The organism is Halotia branconii CENA392 (assembly GCF_029953635.1).
Taxonomy (GTDB): domain Bacteria; phylum Cyanobacteriota; class Cyanobacteriia; order Cyanobacteriales; family Nostocaceae; genus Halotia; species Halotia branconii.
In genome coordinates this window covers 5,638,570-5,660,230 of record NZ_CP124543.1, presented here as the reverse complement: position 1 = coordinate 5,660,230, position 21,661 = coordinate 5,638,570, and the positions used below count along the sequence as shown (strand labels likewise).

17 protein-coding genes are annotated in these 21,661 nt (G+C 40.3%); 10 read left to right on the top strand and 7 right to left on the bottom strand.

Annotated elements, in window-relative coordinates:
* Positions 1-82: 82 nt before the first annotated feature.
* The 5 genes from QI031_RS24935 to QI031_RS24915 all read right to left on the bottom strand — a co-directional run bounded on the left by QI031_RS24935 (position 83) and on the right by QI031_RS24915 (position 5,433).
* On the bottom strand, positions 83-3,082 hold the full coding sequence (locus QI031_RS24935) for a tetratricopeptide repeat protein (protein WP_281482283.1): 3,000 nt from the start codon (positions 3,080-3,082) through the stop codon (positions 83-85).
* A gap of 3 nt (positions 3,083-3,085) precedes the next feature.
* Positions 3,086-3,553 (bottom strand): nucleotidyltransferase family protein, encoded by a 468-nt coding sequence (locus QI031_RS24930; protein WP_281482282.1) that lies wholly within the window; start codon positions 3,551-3,553, stop codon positions 3,086-3,088.
* 243 nt (positions 3,554-3,796) lie between these two features.
* Complete coding sequence (locus QI031_RS24925) at positions 3,797-4,150, bottom strand: DUF5615 family PIN-like protein (RefSeq protein WP_281482281.1); 354 nt, start codon at positions 4,148-4,150, stop codon at positions 3,797-3,799.
* Positions 4,147-4,383: a DUF433 domain-containing protein gene (locus QI031_RS24920; RefSeq protein ID WP_281482280.1), complete on the bottom strand. Its 237-nt coding sequence runs from the start codon at positions 4,381-4,383 to the stop codon at positions 4,147-4,149. The genes QI031_RS24925 and QI031_RS24920 overlap by 4 nt, the downstream gene beginning before the upstream one ends.
* Positions 4,384-4,548: 165 nt before the next feature.
* Positions 4,549-5,433, bottom strand: a complete 885-nt coding sequence (locus QI031_RS24915) for a ParA family protein (RefSeq protein ID WP_281482279.1) — start codon at positions 5,431-5,433, stop codon at positions 4,549-4,551.
* Between the two features lie 492 nt (positions 5,434-5,925).
* Between QI031_RS24915 and QI031_RS24910 the strand changes: the two genes are divergently transcribed.
* Entirely contained in the window at positions 5,926-6,966 is a 1,041-nt protein-coding gene (locus tag QI031_RS24910) for a 3-deoxy-7-phosphoheptulonate synthase (protein ID WP_281482278.1), read from the top strand.
* A gap of 174 nt (positions 6,967-7,140) precedes the next feature.
* Here QI031_RS24910 and QI031_RS24905 read toward each other — a convergent pair whose 3' ends face one another.
* Positions 7,141-9,051 (bottom strand): ATP-binding protein, encoded by a 1,911-nt coding sequence (locus QI031_RS24905; protein WP_281482277.1) that lies wholly within the window; start codon positions 9,049-9,051, stop codon positions 7,141-7,143.
* A 310-nt stretch (positions 9,052-9,361) separates the two neighbouring features.
* Here QI031_RS24905 and QI031_RS24900 point away from each other — a divergent pair, with 310 nt between their 5' ends.
* The 9 genes from QI031_RS24900 (at position 9,362) to QI031_RS24860 (ending at position 19,687) form a co-directional block, all read left to right on the top strand.
* On the top strand, positions 9,362-9,565 hold the full coding sequence (locus QI031_RS24900; protein ID WP_281486114.1) for a hypothetical protein: 204 nt from the start codon (positions 9,362-9,364) through the stop codon (positions 9,563-9,565).
* A 358-nt stretch (positions 9,566-9,923) separates the two neighbouring features.
* Complete coding sequence (locus tag QI031_RS24895; protein WP_281482276.1) at positions 9,924-10,784, top strand: cyanophycinase; 861 nt, start codon at positions 9,924-9,926, stop codon at positions 10,782-10,784.
* Positions 10,785-11,135: 351 nt separating this feature from the next.
* Positions 11,136-12,806 carry an alpha-amylase family glycosyl hydrolase gene (locus QI031_RS24890; protein WP_281482275.1) on the top strand — a complete coding sequence of 557 codons (1,671 nt, stop codon included), beginning with the start codon at positions 11,136-11,138 and terminating at the stop codon, positions 12,804-12,806.
* Between the two features lie 199 nt (positions 12,807-13,005).
* Positions 13,006-13,275: a 30S ribosomal protein S15 gene (rpsO, locus tag QI031_RS24885; RefSeq protein ID WP_214439858.1), complete on the top strand. Its 270-nt coding sequence runs from the start codon at positions 13,006-13,008 to the stop codon at positions 13,273-13,275.
* A 12-nt stretch (positions 13,276-13,287) separates the two neighbouring features.
* Positions 13,288-13,782: a PAM68 family protein gene (locus tag QI031_RS24880; protein WP_281482274.1), complete on the top strand. Its 495-nt coding sequence runs from the start codon at positions 13,288-13,290 to the stop codon at positions 13,780-13,782.
* 249 nt (positions 13,783-14,031) lie between these two features.
* Positions 14,032-15,090: a 3-deoxy-7-phosphoheptulonate synthase gene (gene aroF, locus QI031_RS24875; RefSeq protein WP_281482273.1), complete on the top strand. Its 1,059-nt coding sequence runs from the start codon at positions 14,032-14,034 to the stop codon at positions 15,088-15,090.
* A gap of 582 nt (positions 15,091-15,672) precedes the next feature.
* Positions 15,673-17,553, top strand: a complete 1,881-nt coding sequence (locus tag QI031_RS24870) for a lipoxygenase family protein (RefSeq protein ID WP_281482272.1) — start codon at positions 15,673-15,675, stop codon at positions 17,551-17,553.
* A gap of 189 nt (positions 17,554-17,742) precedes the next feature.
* The gene (locus QI031_RS24865; protein ID WP_281482271.1) at positions 17,743-19,101 is read left to right on the top strand and encodes a cytochrome P450; all 1,359 of its coding nucleotides are present in this window, start codon (positions 17,743-17,745) and stop codon (positions 19,099-19,101) included.
* A gap of 1 nt (position 19,102) precedes the next feature.
* Complete coding sequence (locus QI031_RS24860; RefSeq protein ID WP_281482270.1) at positions 19,103-19,687, top strand: hypothetical protein; 585 nt, start codon at positions 19,103-19,105, stop codon at positions 19,685-19,687.
* 54 nt (positions 19,688-19,741) lie between these two features.
* On the opposite strand, the gene QI031_RS24855 is transcribed toward QI031_RS24860, so the two are convergent.
* Positions 19,742-21,361, bottom strand: a complete 1,620-nt coding sequence (locus QI031_RS24855) for an ArnT family glycosyltransferase (RefSeq protein ID WP_281482269.1) — start codon at positions 21,359-21,361, stop codon at positions 19,742-19,744.
* Between the last annotated feature and the right edge of the window lie 300 nt (positions 21,362-21,661).

Sequence of the window (21,661 nt, the reverse complement as noted above, 5' to 3'; positions counted from 1 at the left end):
TGAGTTCGGAACACGACAGTTCGAGTTCCGAACGAGAAATTTGGAGATAAAAGCTTGAATGATGAGGTTGGGAACTTGAATTTTACTGTTGTGAGTTGAGGCGATCGCGCAAAAATGCTAAATTTCTACGAGTAGTAACAGCATCAGGATGATTCACTCCTAACTGTTGCTCAAAAATATCTAAAGCCTGGATGCATAAAGATTCGGCTTCGCTGTATCTGCCCTGGGAATGGTAGAGTCCCGCAAGATTGTTGAGGCTAGTGGCGACATCGGGATGTTCTTCGCCCAGCAGTTTGCGCCAAAGTGCCAAAGTTTTGACGTATAGAGGTTCAGCTTCGTTGTATCTGCCTTGGGAGTCGTACAATACTGCAAGGTTGTTGAGGCCAGTGGCGACATCAGGATTTTCTTCGCCTAGCAGCTTGCAGCTAAGTGCTAAAGCTTTGATGTATAGGGGTTCAGCTTCGCTGTATCTACCTTGGACACGGTAGAGTCCCGCAAGGTTGTTGAGGATAGTGGCGAAATATGGGTGTTCTTCGCCCAGCAGTTTGCGCCAAAGTGCCAAAGTTTGGACATATAGGGGTTCGGCTTCGCTATATTTACCTTGGTAACGGTAGAGATTGGCTAGATTATTGAAACTAGTAGCGACATCAATATGTTCTCCACCCAGCAGTTTAAGCCTGAGTACCAAAGCTTGAATATGAAGGGATTCAGCTTCGCTGTATTTACCTTGGTTACAGTAAAGTTCTGCTAGGTTATTGAGGATAGTGGCGAAATATGGGTGTTCTTCTCCCAGCAGCTTGCGGTACAGTGCCAAAGCTTCGATAAGAAAGGATTCAGCTTCGCTGTATTTACCTTGGAAGGAATAAAGTCCAGCTAAGTTGTTGAGGCTAATGGCGAGTTCTGGATGTTCTTCGCCCAAAACTTTGCGCCTTAGTGCCACAACTTGGATATGAAGGGGTTCAGCTTCGCTGTATCTGCCTTGGTAAGTGTAGAGATACGCTAAGTTATTAAGGCTAGTGGCAACCTTGGGATGTTCTTCTCCTAACAAGTTGCGTATAATTGCCAATGCTTCGAGCAGAAGAGGTTCGGCTTCGCTGTATCTGCCTTGAGAGTTGTAGAATGCTGCTAAGTTATTGAGTCCAGCAGCGACATCGAGATGTTCTGCTCCTAACAGTTTGTGCATCAGAGCCAAAGCTTCAATGAATCGGGTTTCAGCTTCGCTGTATCTACCTTGAAAGTTGTAGAGAAACGCCAGGTTATTGAGGCTTTGTGCAACATCGGGATGTTCTTCGCCCACCAGCTTGCGCCTGAGAGCCAAAGCTTCGATGTGAAGGGGTTCAGCTTCGCTATATTTGCCTTGGTCGCAGTAGAGTTGTGCTAAGTTGTTGAGACCAGTGGCGACATGAAAATTTTCTTCGCCCACCAGCTTGCGTGCGAGAGCCAAAGCTTCGATGAATCGGGTTTCGGCTTCGCTGTATCTGCCTTGGTTAGAGTAAAGTAACCCCAAGTTGTTGAGGCTAATGGCGACATCGATATGTTCTGATCCTAACAGTTTGTGCATGAGAGCCAAAGCTTCGATGAATCGGGTTTCGGCTTCGCTGTATCTACCTTGGTCACGGTAGAGATTAGCTATGTTGCTGAGGCTAATAGCGACATCTGGATGTTCTTCTCCCAAACGTTTTTTAGTGATTTCTAGACACTGCTCATACCAAAGCGCAACTTTGTCATACAGTCCTTGACCATAATAAAATCTAGCGTTGCCAATAAATGCCCAAATTAAACGATCATCGCTGACGTACTGAATGAGATTATTCGCTACCTCAGCTAAATGAGGGATTGCTGGAGTGACATTCTGAATTTGTTCAACTGTGGGATATGAAGGAATATTTTTAGCAACCCCTACCATTACCCCGCAAAGCGATCGCTTAAATTCCTCCACCTGATTAAAGTCACCCTGCTTGAGTTGAAAAAATTCCCGAATCAGTTGATGTAGTTTGTAGCCTTCCTTATCTTGAAGCAGATGCAAACTCTCTAACTCAACTCTACTATCTTCCAACTCTTCAGCATCTTTCCCAGTTTCTACACTTTCTACCAAACTCCAGGGAATCGGAGCTAAAGCAAATAAACTCAGTAAAACAGCTAATTCCTGAGCATCATCACTTAAATCATCCCAACTTAACTCAAAAGCAGCAATCACACCCCATTTGACATTTAGCGTCCAAGTTTTGTCTTTTTCATCCCGTGCTAAAGACTCATGAACTAACTTTTTTGCTTCTAACCTCCGCAACATTTCCGCTAAAGAGATTTTCCGCTTCTTTACATACCTACCCACCAAGTTCAACGCCAAAGGTAAATAACCTAAACGTTCACAAATTTCCTTCGCCTCACCTAATTCCTGCGCGACTTTTTCTCCTCCCACCCACTCTTGTAAAAGTTCCACTGCTGCGGACTCACTTAACACATCCAGAGTGAATGATTGGGGAAAATCTAACTGTAATCTGGTGGTAATTAGCAGTTTAAACCTGGGTGATTGTGGTGGTAAATAGTCTTCTACCTTGGCGTAGTCGGTGACATCATCCAACACCACCAACACATCGCCATCATGCCAGCGTGACCAACAGAAATCAACTTGCTGTAGTACATCCCAATCTTCTGGCGGTTTTAAGCCTAACTTAGCTATAGCAAACTGCAAGATTTGAAGTCCAATATCTTCATCTCTAGCGCGTAACCAACAGATACCACCAGGATAAGTGTTGAGTAGCAGGTGAATTAGCGCGTACTGAGTTGCTAACTCTGTTTTCCCCACTCCTCCCATACCCTCAATCGCCGCAACCACCACTTGATTACCGTTTTGTAGCTTGTCATGGAGACTAACTAAAGCCTCAGCACGTCCAACAAACTTGACTACGTTACCACGGGGAATATTTTGCGGCGTTTCCTTTGGCTTGAAAACCTCTGGCTGTTGAATAATCACCAGTAAATTCAAGATTTGGGTGATATCGCCTGTCGTCAGATTGCCACCTACTTGGACATTCCGCAGAATGCTCTGTAAAATTTCTTCTGGGCTGCGATTTTCACTCATGGTTTAAGCCTTCAGATTCACATCACCCAGGTTGAGATCGTCACCAAATTCAGAATCAACTACTGCTTCTTGATTTACTGCGCCTTCTCTTGCGGCTTCCAGGTTGATATCGCCCACTGTTGCTTTACCTTTTACTGTTACACCTTTAACCACGATTTGCTTAACAGTATCGTTTGCTTGCAACTGCGCCATCAGTGCTTGCAATTGCTTGGCAAAGGCTTCGTCTTCCTCCATTTGCGTTTCCAGTTCATCCTGGAACTTGGCTTGATTCTTCTCTGTCGGATTTTCTTCGGCTCTTTTGAGTATTCCTTCAGTTCCCGCCGTTTGGAATTTCTGCCGAATCGCAGTTAACAGTTGAGTAACTTGTTGTGAAATCCCTTGTCCTAAAGTTTTTCCGCCTTCCTTCAAAGCTTCTGAGAAAATGAGAGTTGCGATCGCAGTTGCTACAGCCGTCAAGGTTACTGGTTCCATAAGTTAGCAATCATCTTGCGAAATTATACTTATGATCCTCAGTTTAACAGTTCCTCTAATACAACAAACAGCAACAATTATGTATCAGATTAATTTCAGCGATCGCACATACCATCAATTTTCCATAGAGTCATACCGTTTTACTTTAAAGTTGATACATTTAGGCAAGCAGAAGAAGCAGGGGGAGTAAGAAAAGTACTTTGTATCAGTAATTTCATGAAATGGTATCAAGTTATGATAGTTCTATTGATGTACAATAACAGTTTCTCGACTTATTTCAATGTAGGAATGGTGTTTAAATAGTTCAATTATAGATAGAATATTAGTGGAGAAAAGAGTTTCTAATTCTGAATTACTGATATTACCCGTTGTGATTAAAAGTAGCTTATAAGGTTGCTTAACTGTTAAAAAAGAGTTGACAAAATCATAATCTTTAGTGATTAAAATTCTATATTGTTGAATTGATATAGTATTAATATCAATATCTGATGTAGCATTTTTGTCTGGCAAATCTCTGGTATGGATTGTGTCGTAATTTGAGGCTCTAAGAAAATTTGCAAGTCGGACTGGTAACTGGGCATCAACAAGAAATTTCATGAAGCGATTTTGTGAATACTTTTGACTTGGCTAAGTCGAGCTGCAAATAACAAGACAGCTAGAACATCTTCATATTCTAAATCGTCATAATCTGCCAATATTTGCTCAGTAGTCATGCCAGAGCTGAGCAGTTCTAAAATAAATTCAACTGGATAACGAAGTCCTCTAATACAAGGTTTTCCGTGACAAATATGAGGATTTAGAGTGATACGTTGTAGAAGTGTGTCATTCATACTGTGATCTATCCACAAAAATGATTGTCATACATCAGGTTAATTTCAGCGATCGCATATACTATCAGTTTCCCATAAAGTCAGGCGATCGCAGCAAATAAATTTCTTTGTGTCTTTGTGCCTTTGTGGTTTATATTTTTACCACAAAGACACAAAGACACAAACTTACAACTTTTGTAATAACTCCTGAGTTAACTGAGAAAATGCTTTAGAACCAGCCGATTGAGGCGCATTCAAAACTACTGGCATAAAACTATCAACAGCCTTAGCAACATTCACATCAACTGGTATTTGTGACTTACAAATTTTTTCTACACCAAAATCTTCAACCACACGGTGCATAACTTGTTTATAATATCTGCCAGTTAATAAGTTGACAGTAGCCATACTAAAAACAATTCCCAGCATTTGAATATTTATTTTAGCTTCTTGTTCATGACTATCTTTTAACTGAGAAATACGCCTTTCTAACAATTGAATACCCACCACAGATAAAGGTTCGGGTTTAGCGGGAAGAATGTAGAAATCACTGGCAGCTAAAGCACTACGAGTCAATAAATTATAGCCAGGCGCACAATCTAAAAGAATGAAATCATACTCTTGACGCACTGGTTTTAAAATATTATTGATCAACACTCTTTCAAAGCGATTCCAAACTGTTTCAAAATCCTGTTCACCTAAAGCCGTTGCTTGTTGGTGCAGCATTTCTGACACCACAAATTCATCATACAAATCGATATCTCCTGGTAATAAATTCAGTCCTGGGAGATTACAGACTTCCGATTGGATGATATCTTGAATAGTCAGCTCAGCTTGTGACCCTGGATTGACAACTTCGTCTATTAAATATCTAAATGTCTTACTTTGCTTGCGACGCTTGGCAAAATCTACAGGCGACATCAGACTCAGTGTAGCGCTGATTTGACTATCCAAGTCAAGTACAAGTACTCGTTTACCATGATTTTTGGCCAAACAAGTAGCTAAATTGACGGTGAGAGTAGTTTTGCCTACGCCGCCTTTCATATTTGCAGTAGAAATTATATATCCCATTGGTTAGTTCCTTTGATGACGCATTCCCATCTAGGTAGCGTACAACCCTCTCAAATAATTAAAACTTCTGCTAAATTTAATATTTTCCGGGACTCAAAAGTTGAGACTGTCAGATTATAGCGGTTTTAGTTGCGATCGCAATACAGGTCTAACCCCCAAATCCTTTGCTGAGTACGCAAAAAGAGTTAATGAGATTTTGCATTTGCCCAATCTCTGCCTAGAGTGTAATATACATAACCGAGAAGTGCTATCAAATACTCGCACATGACAACAGTCTAATAACAAACACAACAGAAAAAGTATTTTCCCTAGTTTTATTTATGAGTAATTATCAACATTCAATGACATAAATACTTAAAAATAAGTATCTATTTGTCAGGTACGCAACTTTTTTGTCTAAAATTCTGTAAGTTGATGTTGTGCTTTTAATTTAAAATGTGTGTATGATTTTTCGCTCTCAAGTGAAATAGCAAAGAACGCAGGAACTGCTCCATGCACAATCAATTATTTAACACTAACATCAAAAATTCTCACGTTTTATTAACACCTAATGAAGTAAAATCAAAACTGCCTTTAACAAAATCGTCTGAAAAATTAGTTTTAAACTACAGGAAAGAATTAGAACACATCCTAGATTTTCAAGATAGGAGAAAATTCATAGTAGTTGGCCCATGTTCAATTCATGACCCAAAAGCAGCGCTAGAATATGCTGAAAAACTAAAGGCTTTGTCTGAACAAGTTCAAGATAAATTATTGTTAATCATGCGGGTTTATTTTGAAAAACCCAGAACAACTGTAGGGTGGAAAGGATTAATTAACGATCCCGATATGGATGATTCTTTTCATGTCGAAAATGGTTTATTAATTGCCCGTAGCTTACTGTTAAAAATTATCGAATTGGGATTACCTGCTGGTACAGAAGCACTAGATCCAATCATACCCCAATATATTAGTGAATTAATTACATGGTCAGCCATTGGCGCACGTACAACTGAATCGCAAACTCATCGAGAAATGGCTAGTGGACTTTCGATGCCTGTGGGTTTTAAAAATGGTACTGATGGTAATATTCAAGTAGCTTTAAATGCGTTACATTCAGCCAAAAGCTCTCATAACTTTCTAGGCATTAATCATAAAGGGCAAGTAAGCGTCTTTCAAACTAGAGGCAATGTCTACGGTCATGTAATTTTACGCGGTGGCAATCAACCTAACTTTGATGTAGAAAATGTCAAACTAATAGAAGAAAAATTAAAAGAGGCTAATTTACCCCCTAGAATTGTCATTGACTGTAGTCACGGTAATACTAATAAAGACTACAAATTACAAGCTAATGTCTTAGAAAATGTTGTTGAACAAATAATAGATGGCAATACATCAATAGTTGGCATGATGTTGGAATCAAATTTATACGAAGGCAGTCAATCAATTACTGGTAAACGAGAAGACTTAAAATATGGTGTTTCTGTAACTGACAAATGTATCAACTGGGAAGAAACAGAAAAAATAATTTTAGCTGCCCACAAAAAGTTGTAATACCATTTCTTTGTGAGGCTGCGCCAAATTTTCTTTCTTTGTGTCCTTTGCGCTCTTGGCGGTTCGTTCCTCATATAGTTTGACGCATCTTCATACAGAATCGGTATAAATTCTTATTTCAAGAAAGTAGTCCCAATTAAAAAATTAATCGGGACTGCCTTGACAGCAAAAAAATTACAAAATCGTGCCGATTTCTTTTAAATAAACTCGTGTAAACGGTTCATCTTCTCCCAAACTATAGTCTTCAATTAGTCCCTTGCGACGGATTGAAACATCGTTTTCTTTCTTAATCACCACAGTAGAACCATCAAAGACATCGCGCACTAAAACCATCTCTGTTTCGGTAGGATTATTCAAAACTACCATATTACTTCCTGGGTAAAGGATGCCTTCTTCCTCTATGACATCTTCTGGATATTCGGCAATTAATAAATCCAGTTTAGGATTACGCAGCAAACTTTGGACATTGCTATTGTAATCTCTACGCAATACTTTCTTTGAGCGATTTACAAAAACAGCATCATGACAAACAGCACCTACTACCCAGTCAGGATGCTGTAAAAGAATATGGTCAATTGTTTCTTGTAGTTCCTCAACGGAGATTTTATTAAATGTCATAATCGGTATCCTAGAATCTGTACCCGACTCAAAAAAGGTTTCGAGGATATGAGAGGGTACATCAACACTTTCACCGACCGCAGGATTAAGATGCATCAAAATACCTGGTGCTGCGTTGATTTCTATGATGGCAAAGTTATTAGACTTCCAAGATTCCGAAAGATTTTTGGCAATTACATCTATGCCTAAGCATGTGAGTCGGAAGTGTTGAGCAATATCTTGTGCCAAGATAATATTATCGTGGTGAACTGTAGATGTGGCATCAATGCTCATACCTCCAGCAGAAAGATTAGCAACTTTGCGAAGAAAAACAGTACGGTCTTTTTTGATTACACTATTCAACGATAAATCTTGTTCTTCTAGGCAGAGTTCCATTGCCTCATCGACCTGAATTTTACTCATTGGTGAAGTCGGTGAGTCTAAACGTTCAGGTTTGCGGTTCTCTTGGCGAATCAACTCTGCAATCGTTAAGTAGCCATCACCAACAACTGATGCGGGACGACGTTCTGTAGCAGCGACGAATCTACCATTGACACACAGTAAACGAAAGTCTGTTCCGGAAATACTTTTTTCGACAATTATCCGTGTTGGCTGGTCTTCAGGAATTGCTGCTAATGCTCTATCGTAGGCGGATTTAAGTTCTTTTGCATCTTGTACACCAGCGGTAACACCAATTCCTTTATGACCTACTACGGGTTTGACAGCTACTGGGTAGCCAATTTCTCTAGCTAATGCTAAAGCTTCCTTTTCAAAAAGGACAATATCACCCCCAGGTACGGGGAAACCCAAGGTTTGTAAAAATGCTTTACAGTCATCTTTACGGGTGGTGAAGTCCGAATCTATATGACTATCACAGTCAAATGTCGTCGCTACACCCCGGACATGGTTTTTCCCTAATCCATATTGCATCAATCCTTCTTCCCACAAATAAAAAGTGGGAATACCTTTTTGGGAGGCTGTTCGCAATAAAGCGTAAACTGTAGGACCACCATAGACAGATTGCCGGAATCGACTTTGTAGCTTTACAAGTCGTTCGTCAAAAAGGAAACGTTCGTCTTGGGTAATCGCTTCAAACCAATCCCAAACAAAGTAAACTACTTCTCTGCTGGTGCGTTCATGTAGTGATTGGATGCAAATCCGCACAAATTTGGGACATACCTTGATATCCCAGTGGTTGAGGTGCAAACCCATATCGAGTTTTCCCACTTCTGACGCTACTCTGGCAAACAGATGAGCGTAAGATTCGTAGGTTTGCTCGCCTAAATGTGGATAGCGATCGCCAATTTGAGAAATATAATCTTCAATAGGCAGAGGTTCTCTATTTTCGACTAGAGAAAAATCAAATACTAGCGCCCCTTTATCCAAATAAGGGTTAGACCCAATATAATGCCTGAGATTGAAAATATCGAACACATCAGTTTTTCTAGCATTAATGCGGGCTAAACTAGTGCTTTTTTCTTGAATCATTGATGATAAACCTTTAGCTAAACACCCTGAAATCTAGACTCTAATTTTTACTTACTGAGATTTTTTGGTTGTAGATTGCTTCAAAAACTAGAAAGAGATTGATTTGCCGTTTCATTTGGCCTCAGCTTAACCTACTGCTAGGCATTTTCAACTATCTCAAGGCATAATCATATCCCTGTTTGTCAGTAGTCAAGAATTTTTAATCTTTTATGCCCAGAGAATATGAAATATCTAACCTTTGAAAGGTGCAAGACTTGGTAAAAATTTATATATTTATAAGAATCAGGCATTGAAGGAGACAGCAAAAAAAATGAATAGCACCCAAGCTGCTCTTAGAGATGAAGTTAGACAACTTGCCGAGGAAGCGTTTCGCTGCAAGCTAATATCTGGCCATGGAGATGGGGAAGATATTGACGAGTATCAAATTGTCTACCAGGGTAAACCTAGGCATATTTCACTCGAACAAGCACGTTTTTTCTTAACCAACTTGCTTTATAGGAGTGGGATTCATTAGACATTTCCGTTGAAAAATAAAACTTTATAAATTTAACTGTCTGTAAAGGTTGTTTCTATTAAAATGCAATCTATTTAGGCATTAATTAATAGATAACTTTGCCATCAATAAACAATAGCTATTACTTAACAAAACTATTGTCCCAAACTGAAAACAGCAGAAATACATTTGTTAAATGTTAAATAATGCCTCTAGAAAACCAAGCTAGAGGCATTATTTAATGATTTAGGATGCCAAAAACATGTATCTTTATGCTGAAAAAGACTTATTGTATCGTAATCAGTCAAACGGATGATTCTCTAAATTCAATTGTCATGCTTTATTGATATTAACTAGTTAATTTGTATCAGGAGTTACTATGACGGAAAATACAACAAAACGGCAGTTAGTAATTATTGGTGGAGCTGAAGATAAAGAAGATGATTGCCATATTTTACGTGAGTTTGTGCGACGTTCAGGCAGTACAAAGGCAAATATTGTGATTATGACAGCGGCGACAGAACTACCAAGAGAGGTAGGAGAGAACTATATTAGAATATTTGAGCGATTGGGAGCCGAGGATGTACGCATTATTGACACTGAAACCCGCGATGATGCATCTTCCTCAACAGCTTTAGGAGCGATCGCTAAAGCAACTGGTATATTTTTTACTGGGGGAGATCAAGCTCGTATTACTAGTATCCTAAAAGGTACTGAAATCGATACTGCAATTCACAAACGCTTCTCAGAAGGTGTAGTTGTTGCAGGTACAAGCGCTGGTGCTGCTGTAATGCCAGATAAAATGATTATGGAAGGTGACTCCCAAACAAACCCTCGCATAGAAATTGTGGAAATGGGGCCAGGTCTTGGTTTTTTACCAGGAGTGGTAATTGACCAACATTTTTCCCAGCGTGGACGTTTAGGACGCTTAATTTCAGCTTTAATTCAAGAACCTGCGGTTTTAGGATTTGGTATCGACGAAAATACAGCTATGGTAGTGACTGATAGCCAAATCGAAGTAATTGGAGAAGGTTCAGTAACAATAGTAGATGAGTCAGATGCTACATATAACAACATGGGCGAAATCTTAAAGGATGAACCTTTAGCAATTTGTGGAGCCAAGCTGCATATTTTACCACACGGTTATAAATTTGACCTCAATACCCGCCAGCCTATTCTCAATGACAACTCCATACCAAATGCAGATGTCTCTGTACCAGTTGCTTCCATCAGCAGCTAACTTTTAGGAGATGCATTCAAATCAAGTCGTCCATCAATAATTGGTTGAGCATTGATATTTATTTTTTGCATATTCTTCTTAACTCCCTGAAAAAAAAAGGAAGGTACTTCCCTTTTTTCAGGGAGATAAAAGAGGTAGTTATATGATGTTTAGCAAATCACCCTTAATATGTCCGCTGCGAATGAAACGACGCAATCACAAGGTTTTTTGGATTGCTGATCTTTGATCAAAATGACGATTATTTGAACGAACATGATATTAATTATGATGACTTGAGAAACAAGCTAGAAATATTTATTACAAAATATTTTTAAAATATTAAAAATCAATGAATCTCTATAACAGTTGAATATGGCAAGCTTAATTGAATTTGTTTTGTTTGCTCCTCGTAACAAAGGAGCTGCCTTAGTTGGCTCTTTTTCTGATGGAAAAGAGATGCTAATGTCAAAAGATGAAAATGGTTATTTCAGAACTGAAGTAGAACTAGAAGACGGTATTTATCAATATAAATTTCGTGTGCAAACGAAAAGCCCCAATTTTGCACCAGATCAATGGGTAGATGTGATTGATCCCTACGCAACAGATATTAATGAAAAAGAAAAACAAGGTGTAGTCAGGATTAAAGATGGTCAACGTATTGTTGATACTTATGTTTGGCAGCACGATGACACACCATTGAGTGATATTCATGAATTAGTCATTTATGAACTACATGTTGCTGACTTTACAAATGACGATGTCGGCTCAGATAAAAAAGGCAAATATAAAGGTGTAATTGAAAAATTAGATTATTTCTGTGAATTAGGAATTAATGCAATTGAATTAATGCCAGTCAATGAATATCCAGGCGATTATAGCTGGGGCTATAAAGTACGACACTTCTTTGCAACAGAATCCAGTTATGGCTTGACAGAAGACTTAAAAAACTTAATTGACAAATGTCATGGTAGAGGCATTCGGGTTTTCATGGATGGAATTTACAACCATACAGATGAAGAATGTCCATTAATGCTAATTGATCGTAATTATTGGTACTACGAGCATCAGCATTATCCAGAAGACCCTGATAATTATTGGGGGCCAGAATTTAACTATAATCATTACGACGAGAAGCTAGATATTAAGCCTGCATGGAAATATATCGGTGATGTTGTACGATTTTGGATTGAAGAGTATCACATTGATGGCATTCGTTTTGATGCAGTTCGTCAATTAGCTAACTTTGAATTTCTCGACTGGCTAGCTAAACAAGCGAAAAATAGTGCTGAACCTAAGCAGTTTTATAACATTGCCGAACATATTCCCGATACCAACACTGTAGTAAAACCAGATGGACCATTAGATGCTTGCTGGCATGAAAGTTTTCACTACTTCATGATTCCACATATTTGTGGAGAGTCATTTGAGTTAAACAATCTTAAGCAAGTTTTAGATCCTCAACAACAAGGTTACGCCACTGCTACCAATGTAATCAATTATCTGGCAACTCACGATCGCGATCGCCTGTTGCGAGAATTAGGCGATCGCGGTATTTTTAATACAACTGCATTTGAAATAGCTAAATTAGCAGCAGTTCTATTAATGACCGCCAAAGGTATACCCATGTTGTGGATGGGAGAAGAGTTTGGTGAATATCAAGAAAAAAGTGAAAGCGTAACTCAGCCGCAGAAGATTACATGGTCTTTATTGGCAAACAAGCAAAATCAGGACTTATGGGAATATTACAAAAAACTCATTATCTTACGTCGGCAAACTCCAGCCATACAAAGTGACAACATCAAATTTTTTCACGAAAATGCAGACGCTAAAGTCCTAGGATACGTCCGCTGGCATGAGTGGGGTTCTCAGATTGTAGTTGTAGCCAATTTTTCTAATCAGCATTTAACCAAATATCATATTCCGGAATTTCCCACTATTCATTCTTGGAGAGATTGGTTTACCAACTCTGAAGTAGAAATCGGAAACAGTGGTATGATTACCAACTTGCCCAGCCACGCAGCCAAGATATTCATATCCCATTGACACTTTCATCTTCAAAGCTTTCTTACGGAACGCTCCACGAATGCGTGTGAAGGAAGATTTTTGCTTAATTCTCTTGATTCCTGGCTCCTAACTGCCATTAACTTAATAGCAAGGTTAATACCACATACACCTCAATAGCTGCTGTGATATCATGAGAGACTGCTGCACACATTTAGAAAAAATCTTACTTGAATCGATCATGGCTCTGACGCAACAGCGCAAACAAGAATTAATTTCCAACTACCAAGTTCACGAGACTGACACTGGCTCTGCCGATGTTCAAATTGCAATGCTGACTGAGCGCATTCAGCGTCTTACCTTGCATCTGCAAGCAAACAAAAAAGACCACTCTTCCCGCCGGGGATTGTTAAAGATCATTGGTCAACGCAAACGTCTTCTAGCTTATGTTCAACAGGAAAATCGGGAAAAGTATCAAGCTTTGATTGCTCGTCTTGGTATTCGTGGATAGGAACTACCGCTTATGTCTGCTGAAGAATCTGATCGCGTCAGCGAAACTCCTCCTTCAGAAGGTCGCTTACCCTTTGAACCGAAAAAAAAGCGCCAAAAACCTGTAAAAGCTGCAAGTAAGCCACCAGCGCAGCCCAAAAACTCTGAAAAGCAGGCTACTAAACAGCCATCTTACACTAAAGAAGAGATGGCTATTCCAAAAGTGGTCAGCCAGAGGATGATCCGGCGCGTGGCCGGGTTCTGTGGTATACCCACAGTTTTGGGTATTGCCTCCTTAGTGGTGAGCTATCTACTTGCCACTTACTCTGACATCAAACTACCTCCCATCGCTGTATTACTGGTGAATATGGGATTATTTGGTTTAGGGGTATTGGGGATAACTTATGGTGTTCTCTCTGCCTCTTGGGATGAAGAAAGAGTCGGCAGTCTTCTAGGTTTAGGTGAATTTAGCACCAACTGGGGACGAATGGTAGAGGTTTGGCGCGAAACTCGGCAAAAGAACGTATGATGATTTGGCATTCAGCTAGGGTGTAGCTGCGGTGTTGGGTAAATTCCAAAGTAAATGTTGAAGTTGGCATTTTAAACTTCAACATTGCTAAATAAAAATTTATGGTCAGTTATTAAACCCAATATTTAGTAATAATGCCACTGAGTGCTAGATATTTAGCCTAGCTGTAGATTGTCGCGTTTAATAAATTGCACTAAATTAAATTACATAAAAAACACATTTACTCTTAACCTAATCAGGGAATTAAATATGATCGTAGTTATGAAAACTGGTTCCCCAGAAGCAGAAATCAACCGGATTAGCAAGGAATTAATGGGCTGGGGGCTAACACCAGAAAAAATTGTTGGTCAACACAAAGTAGTAATTGGTTTAGTCGGTGAAACTGCAAATTTAGATCCATTACAAATTCAAGAAATTAGCCCTTGGATTGAGCAAGTATTGCGAGTAGAACTGCCCTACAAACGAGTTAGCCGTCAGTACCGTCATGGTGAAGCTTCTGAGGTTGTGGTCAATATTCCCGATGGGCAAGTTGTATTTGGGGAACATCATCCTTTGGTAGTTGTTGCTGGCCCTTGCTCTGTCGAGAACGAAGCCATGATTGTAGAAACAGCCCAGCGTGTCAAAGCCGCAGGAGCAAAGTTTTTGCGTGGTGGAGCATATAAACCCCGGACTTCACCTTATGCCTTTCAAGGACATGGCGAGAGTGCCTTAGAATTATTGGCAAAAGCGCGGGAAGTTAGCGGACTGGGCATTATTACAGAAGTAATGGATGCTGCTGAACTAGATAAAATTGCTGAAATTGCTGATGTGATTCAGGTAGGAGCAAGGAATATGCAGAATTTCTCCTTGCTGAAAAAAGTAGGGGCGCAGTCGAAACCAGTTCTCTTGAAGCGGGGAATGGCAGCAACAATTGAAGATTGGTTGATGGCAGCTGAGTATATTTTGGCAGCAGGAAATCCCAATGTAATTTTATGTGAGCGAGGCATTCGCACCTTTGACCGCCAGCACACCCGCAATACCCTGGATCTATCGGTCGTACCAGTATTGCGAAAGCTGACTCACTTGCCAATTATGATTGACCCCAGCCACGGTACAGGTTGGTCTGAATTTGTGCCTGCAATGGCCATGGCCGCGATCGCCGCTGGAACTGATTCTTTAATGATTGAGGTTCACCCCAACCCCACTAAAGCTTTATCTGATGGCCCCCAGTCTCTAACACCAGAGCGTTTCGATTACTTGATGCAAGAATTAGCCGTGATTGGTAAGGCAGTAGGACGTTGGCCTCAAGTAGCTACTGTATTAGCTTGAGAAGATACTTTGTAAGTATGGTTGCGATCGCTCCACAAAAAAAGTCAAAACAGCATACTTAAGCTGTTAAACATTTAATTTGCACATTGAGGCCGCAGGGGGGCAGGGAGCAGGGGGCAAGGGAGAGGGTTTGCAGTTTTTATTACCATTAACATGATGCAATTTAAATGACGATTAGCTTACTAAAGTAAATAAATTAAGAATAATATCCATTAAAAAAAGGCAGCCCAGCTGCCTTTTTTCAGAACTTCAGGACTTACGCAAGCCCAAATCGTCATTGCGACCGAAACGAAGTGTAGGGAAGCAATCGCAGGATTTTTGCGATTACGTCGCTATCGCTCGTAATGACGAAATTGCGTTAGTTTTGCGTAAGTCCTAATCTTATAAAATTTCTTTTCAAAAAACCACAATTTTAAATTTGGTTGCGATAATGCTTTTAGCTCACCCAAACTAGTGTAGCTATAGACTGTTGAAGTCGTAAAAGTTTTTAGACTATCAGCTTAATCAACAAAAAATTCTATGAGGTATTTTTTCAGTTAACTTTTGAAGTTCTCTTCGAGCCACTATACGCGAGGAGTGTCCATGACTGCTGCATCATCAGATAATCCGATCACTAATAGCCTAGACTTAGCTAGGCAAGAATATCAATACAACTACACTCATATTCCGCCGATCGCGATGGTGGATGAGGTTCCGGCTGCGGAACGCTTTTCTACCAATTGGTATTGTTTATTAGCCGAACAGTTACGAGCTATTTTCGTTAATACCCTAATCACCAATCGGGGTAATCGCGGTTCTCAGTCTATCCGCGATGATATCCAAATGTTTATCCTTGAAGCATTGATTAAGGGAGCGATACCAGCCCGAATCAGCATTGTTGCTAGGCTTTTACAAATTATTCCCCAGTTTCTGATTAAAGGAATATCCAAAGATTTTCGAGAACTAGATGATTTGTTGTTTTCTCTTCTAAGAGACAACGGAGTATTGATTCTCAGAGATGCTTTAAATCGAGTAATTGCTCTTTTATATGAAGGACAGCCCACAGGCCATGTCAGCAATCTAAAAGACTACGAAAAGTTGTTCCCGATGATCGAATTGCCAGCGATCGCCCAAAATTTCCAAGAAGATCAAGTATTTGCCTACATGCGAGTAGCTGGTTACAATCCTGTGATGATCGAACGGGTAATTAATCTGGGCGATCGCTTTCCAGTCACAGATGAGCATTACCAAGCAGTAATGGGAAGTGACGATTCCTTAGCAGCAGCTCAAGCAGAAGGCAGACTATACCTAGCAGACTATAAAATTTTAGAGAATGCTATCAATGGTACATACCCAGGTGAGCAAAAATATATTTATGCTCCCTTAGCCCTGTTTGCGTTACCTAGAGGTTCAGACCCTAACCGTCTACTGCGGCCAGTTGCTATTCAATGTGGGCAAACTCCAAGTCCAGATTATCCCATAGTTACTCCTAAATCTGGTAAATACGCTTGGCTATTTGCCAAAACAGTTGTTCAGATTGCAGATGCCAATATTCAAGAAGCCGTTACCCACCTTAGTAGAACACATCTATTTGTTGGTGTCTTTGTCATAGCAACTTATCGACAATTACCACTCAGCCATCCTCTAAGACTGCTACTACACCCGCATTTTGAGGGTACATTAGCAATTAACGATGCTGCTCAACGTAGCTTAATTACCCCTGGCGGTGGAGTCGATAGATTACTCGCATCAACGATTGATAACTCTCGTGTTTTAGCAGTCTACGGATTGCAAAGCTATGGCTTCAAGAATGCCATGTTACCAAAGCAATTCCAGCAACGTGGTGTAGACGATGCCAACTTGCTACCTGTGTATCCCTACCGGGATGATGCTTTGTTGGTCTGGGATGCTATTCATCAATGGGTTACAGACTACCTGAAACTTTACTACACTACAGATGCAGACATCCAAAAAGATGCAGCCCTCCAAGCTTGGGCAGCCGAAATTCAAGCATACGATGGTGGTCGGATGCCCGATTTTGGTGAAGATGGCGGCATCCAGACGCGGAACTACTTAATTGATGCCGCGACGCTGATTATTTTCACAGCCAGCGCTCAACATGCGGCGGTGAATTTTCCCCAAAAAGATTTAATGGGTTATGCCGCAGCCTTACCATTAGCGGGTTATTTGCCAGCTTCAATTTTGGGAACAGAAGTTACTGAACAAGACTACTTCAATTTGCTTTCACCCTTAAATCAGGCACAACGGCAATACAATTTGCTGAGTTTACTGGGATCTGTATATTACAACAGGCTCGGTGATTATCCGCAGGGATATTTCAAAGATCCACTGGTAAAACCTTTATTGCAGACATTCCAAAACAATCTGCAAAAGGTAGAGGATACCATAAATAAGCGTAATTTGCACCGTCCACTATATGAGTATTTGTTACCTTCTAAAATTCCTCAAAGCATTAATATCTAATTTCAAAGGTGTTGCTTTTATCGGGCTACGCCCCGCTTCTCTACGAGACGCTACGCGTTAAGCGAAGCTATGCCGTAGGCTTTACGCTAACACGCACAGACGCATACTTCGACTGCGCTCAGTAAGCAAAGGCGCAGAGAGTAAGAGTCTTAATACGAACTATCCAAGTTGTAATCATAGGTGAATATTATGGAACTTAAAGATAAAGTCCTTAAAAGTCACGATCGCCAAATTCAGCTTTCTTATCGTTTGGCTAAAGTTGGTTATGACACGGCAATTGGTAAGCTTTTGCGCTTACGTCTTTATTACACCGAAGCTTTAGTGATGTTGAGGGCGTGGAGAGATTTTCTCTATATTCGCAAGCAATATATCGGAGACAAATTTTTTGCGGTAGACCAAGCAATTATGCACGTCAATCATTCTCAAGTCAAGGAACTAATGCAGACTGAGCCACAAGTACGGGGAAATGATTTAGGCATCATTAGAATATTAGCTCCTAGTTATCTGCTCAACAATCCATTGAGTTTGGGGATGAATGGTAATGAACATACAGGGGTTCTGGCTGTATTCTTGCAAGCATTACCAGATCCTTATGAACACGCTGGGGCGATCGCTAAGTTAGTTGATCAAAGTTTATCAGCAGCTGCCAAACAAGGACAATTACATATCGGCAAAGATTTACCAAAAATGATGCTGGGGATTTTGCATCAACTGATTTGGCAGATTTCATTATCTGAATCAGAAATCGTTGCATCGAGTACTTACATCAAAGGTTTGCCCCTCGCATCTTTGCCAAATTTTATTAGTAAATATCTACTCGCGATTAAAACAGCACCAAGTACTCGACATCGCCAGCATTTAATTGAGCGCTACAAACAATCTCCTCGGTGGGCATCTTACATGGAAACGGCTGCTCAGTATCAATTAAACGAACACCAGATTGCTAACAGCGTGTTCGATATGATCCATATCGCCGGAACTGCCGGGACAAGCGCCCTTTTGGGATCTGTGATTGGAGTTTTATGTCTCGATAATGCTTTAAGAAATGACGTAATTTCAGAAATTAATACTGTCTGGAGTGGCAACGAACCTGTAAATAAATATGCTCTAGAACAGTCAACACTCATCAATCAAGTGATTTTAGAAACAGCTCGTCTTTATCCACCTGTGCGCTTTGTTAGCCAACTTGCGACTGATTCGGGTGAGGTTGAAATTGGAGGACAAAAATGTCCATTCCAAAAAGGTACTCGTTTACTTGGTTCTATATTTACGGCTAACCGTGACTCGAACAGATACCAAAATCCCGATAATTTTGATGCGACACGGGATTTTACAGATATTTTATCTTGGAACGGTGAAGGACACGAACGAGCCTGTCCCGGCAGAACCTTATCGATTGGCTTAATCAAGATGTTCTGTTTGTATTTGTTTAAGAATTATCAATGGAACTCATTTACAGAAGTCAAGTGGGATTTTGCTAAAGTAACTGCTGTTACTCCTAACGATTTAGTCTTACAAGGCTTTGCTCAACAATCAACAAATAATTAATATGGCTGAATCAATCGAGAACAAGCAACTTGACAATATTGCCACCTGGATGATCCCGATCGCCCAAACTAAATTACCATCTGTCCTTAAGGGCGTGTTTTTTATGGATGGCAATCCGCTTCCAGATGATTGTATTACAATGTACAACCTAGAATGGGACACGCAAAACAATAGCTTGGTACTACCTGTTTTTGCACCAGTGCAATGGACATTTCATAATTCAATTCTGGGATGGTTATTACTTATTGGTGCTAAATTAGCTCAGTTTGCATACAAAATTGAGTTTGAAGATGCAACATTACAACAAGCACAAATTACACCTTTAGCATTTGGCATATCGGTTCCCAGGTGGATTATAGATGCCACAATGTGCCGAGGCGAAAACTCTGACAATGGAGATACTTGGAAACGCAAGAATGTCTGGTTTGGCGGAGTTCCACGGATTGGCGAGTATACACTTCGTAGGATTGTAGATGAAAATGGTGAATATACTCCCGCTTTCAAAGATATGCTGACTAAGGTGCAAAACGAGTGTTTGGTAATTCGTACCTCGACTCCGCTCGGCAACCTAATTCATAGTTCGTAATGATACATACCATGTCCCATACTTCGACTACGCTCAGTACAAATACCCCATGCCCTATAAACGATCAGCATCTTTTGTAATTAGTATCCAACCTTCTGCTTGGCCAACTTTCTTCATTGATTCGAGTTTTAGCTCGTTTAAAGCAGATGCGTTCAGGAGAAAATAGGGTTGGCCGTTGTAGTGCCAATAATATTGCAATTCACCAATTGAAGCGGGAATAATGGTGCGATCACTATAAAAATCCAAGGAGGGACGATGACGGGGAAAAGATGTATAAATCTGACTTACAGATGGGTTTGCCTGTGCTATCATCGCTGCCACTGGTTTGACTGGATAAGCTTGCCATAATTCCCAAACCCAGTAGTTAGATTTCATCAATAGCAGCAGGGAAATATAACTTCCCCAAAACAAAATCTTCAGAAATTGCCCATCGCCTCGTTCTGCCAAAATCGCTGCCAAAGTCATAGTCACCGCTACTGCTGCAAAAATTAACTGGAGGTCGGTTTTTGGCGTTGTACCTCCACTAAAATAAATACTACTAGCAGAAGCCACCACAGCCAAAATCGAAAAACCAGTTACCCAGCTACGAGGATAAGACTCAAGTAAGGGGGAGTTTTCTGTTTCAGCCAACTGGGAACCTAAAGCTAAAGCTAAACTAGGATAAATAGGGAATACATACCAAGGCAGTTTTGTCCCTAGTAGGGAAATTATCAGCAGAAAAACACCACTCCATACCAGTATCAGTTTTGCCCAACTCAGGTTACGATTTTCCCAAACTAAGCGGGCTGCTTGTGGTAAAAATATTAACCAAGGCCATGTCCATTTCAAAAGTTCGATAACATAGTACCAAACTGGTTCAGTATCTGCTTTACCAACTGCACCAATTCGGCTGAGGGATTGATTGAATAACCCAACTTGAGCAAAAGTATAACCATAATGCCATAGTTGAGCGCTATACCAACAAGCTACAGGTAAACTGCCAAGTAAAATAGCTGTCCAAAAATAGTAACTGGTGAGTAATCTCGGTGTATCCCAAAATAAAAATACGATCGCGATCGCACCTAATAACGCACCTAACAAGCCTTGAGTCAAACAAATCAACCCAAAACCCAAGCCAACACCCAGACAGTAACGTAAATCTCGGCGCGATCGCAACACGCACAACATCATCACCATCAAAAAACTGACTACCGCGCCATCTAACATTGCTAATCTGCCATGACGCACAACGGGTAGCATTGTCAGATAAATCAAGGCGCTATAAATCGCTGCCCAACGTTGGCGAAATATTTCTCGACCAATGCAATACAGCAAAGGTACGGAAAATGCTGTTAAAATCGCCCCTGGTAAGCGTGTTGTCCACTCGTTTACGCCTCCCAAGGAATAAGCCCAGGCAATCAGCAAGTGCATCAAAGGCGGCTTGTTGTGATATGGTTTGCCTCCTAGAGTTGGGTAAAGCCAATGCATAGAACCTGAGGGCGCACTCCAAATTTCTCTGGCGACATGTGCCATAGTCCCTTCATCCCAATCTCGCAGCGGTAGCCCCCCAAGGTTAATACTAAATAGTAAAACTGCCGCCAACAGCAACCCTATCAGCCACACCCAATCAACCCATTTGTCAACTGCGCGATGCTGTTTTTCTAGATGACTCCAAATAAAGCTTCCTTCTTGCATATTCTATGTTAATCATTTTACTTGCTGGTTCGATTACATAGAGATTAAAGCGAATCTCTAATGTTGCCACCCAGTAACAACAATATGTTCTTCACAATTACTAAATTCCCAGGTTAACTTAATTTTCTCTGAACAGCGATAATTATTTGAATAATTTGCCTAATTTTTTCTTAATTTATTTAACAATTATTAATTGATAAAAATCATACCAAATAACAGGATAAGTCACTAGTTGGTTGTGTAAGTTTATTTGTTTGTCTTCAGTGTTAAATAGATTTTGGGGTATGGGGCATGGGGCAT

What these genes read in the sequence shown, in the direction of transcription:
- rpsO (WP_214439858.1), top strand. Translation starts at nt 13,006, where the DNA reads ATGGCTCTGACGCAACAGCGCAAACAAGAATTAATTTCCAACTACCAA.
- QI031_RS24930 (WP_281482282.1), bottom strand. Translation starts at nt 3,553, where the DNA reads ATGGAACCAGTAACCTTGACGGCTGTAGCAACTGCGATCGCAACTCTC.
- QI031_RS24910 (WP_281482278.1), top strand. Translation starts at nt 5,926, where the DNA reads ATGCACAATCAATTATTTAACACTAACATCAAAAATTCTCACGTTTTA.
- QI031_RS24925 (WP_281482281.1), bottom strand. Translation starts at nt 4,150, where the DNA reads ATGAAATTTCTTGTTGATGCCCAGTTACCAGTCCGACTTGCAAATTTT.
- QI031_RS24905 (WP_281482277.1), bottom strand. Translation starts at nt 9,051, where the DNA reads ATGATTCAAGAAAAAAGCACTAGTTTAGCCCGCATTAATGCTAGAAAA.
- QI031_RS24900 (WP_281486114.1), top strand. Translation starts at nt 9,362, where the DNA reads ATGAATAGCACCCAAGCTGCTCTTAGAGATGAAGTTAGACAACTTGCC.
- QI031_RS24855 (WP_281482269.1), bottom strand. Translation starts at nt 21,361, where the DNA reads ATGCAAGAAGGAAGCTTTATTTGGAGTCATCTAGAAAAACAGCATCGC.
- aroF (WP_281482273.1), top strand. Translation starts at nt 14,032, where the DNA reads ATGATCGTAGTTATGAAAACTGGTTCCCCAGAAGCAGAAATCAACCGG.
- QI031_RS24915 (WP_281482279.1), bottom strand. Translation starts at nt 5,433, where the DNA reads ATGGGATATATAATTTCTACTGCAAATATGAAAGGCGGCGTAGGCAAA.
- QI031_RS24935 (WP_281482283.1), bottom strand. Translation starts at nt 3,082, where the DNA reads ATGAGTGAAAATCGCAGCCCAGAAGAAATTTTACAGAGCATTCTGCGG.
- QI031_RS24860 (WP_281482270.1), top strand. Translation starts at nt 19,103, where the DNA reads ATGGCTGAATCAATCGAGAACAAGCAACTTGACAATATTGCCACCTGG.
- QI031_RS24880 (WP_281482274.1), top strand. Translation starts at nt 13,288, where the DNA reads ATGTCTGCTGAAGAATCTGATCGCGTCAGCGAAACTCCTCCTTCAGAA.
- QI031_RS24890 (WP_281482275.1), top strand. Translation starts at nt 11,136, where the DNA reads ATGGCAAGCTTAATTGAATTTGTTTTGTTTGCTCCTCGTAACAAAGGA.
- QI031_RS24870 (WP_281482272.1), top strand. Translation starts at nt 15,673, where the DNA reads ATGACTGCTGCATCATCAGATAATCCGATCACTAATAGCCTAGACTTA.
- QI031_RS24865 (WP_281482271.1), top strand. Translation starts at nt 17,743, where the DNA reads ATGGAACTTAAAGATAAAGTCCTTAAAAGTCACGATCGCCAAATTCAG.
- QI031_RS24920 (WP_281482280.1), bottom strand. Translation starts at nt 4,383, where the DNA reads ATGAATGACACACTTCTACAACGTATCACTCTAAATCCTCATATTTGT.
- QI031_RS24895 (WP_281482276.1), top strand. Translation starts at nt 9,924, where the DNA reads ATGACGGAAAATACAACAAAACGGCAGTTAGTAATTATTGGTGGAGCT.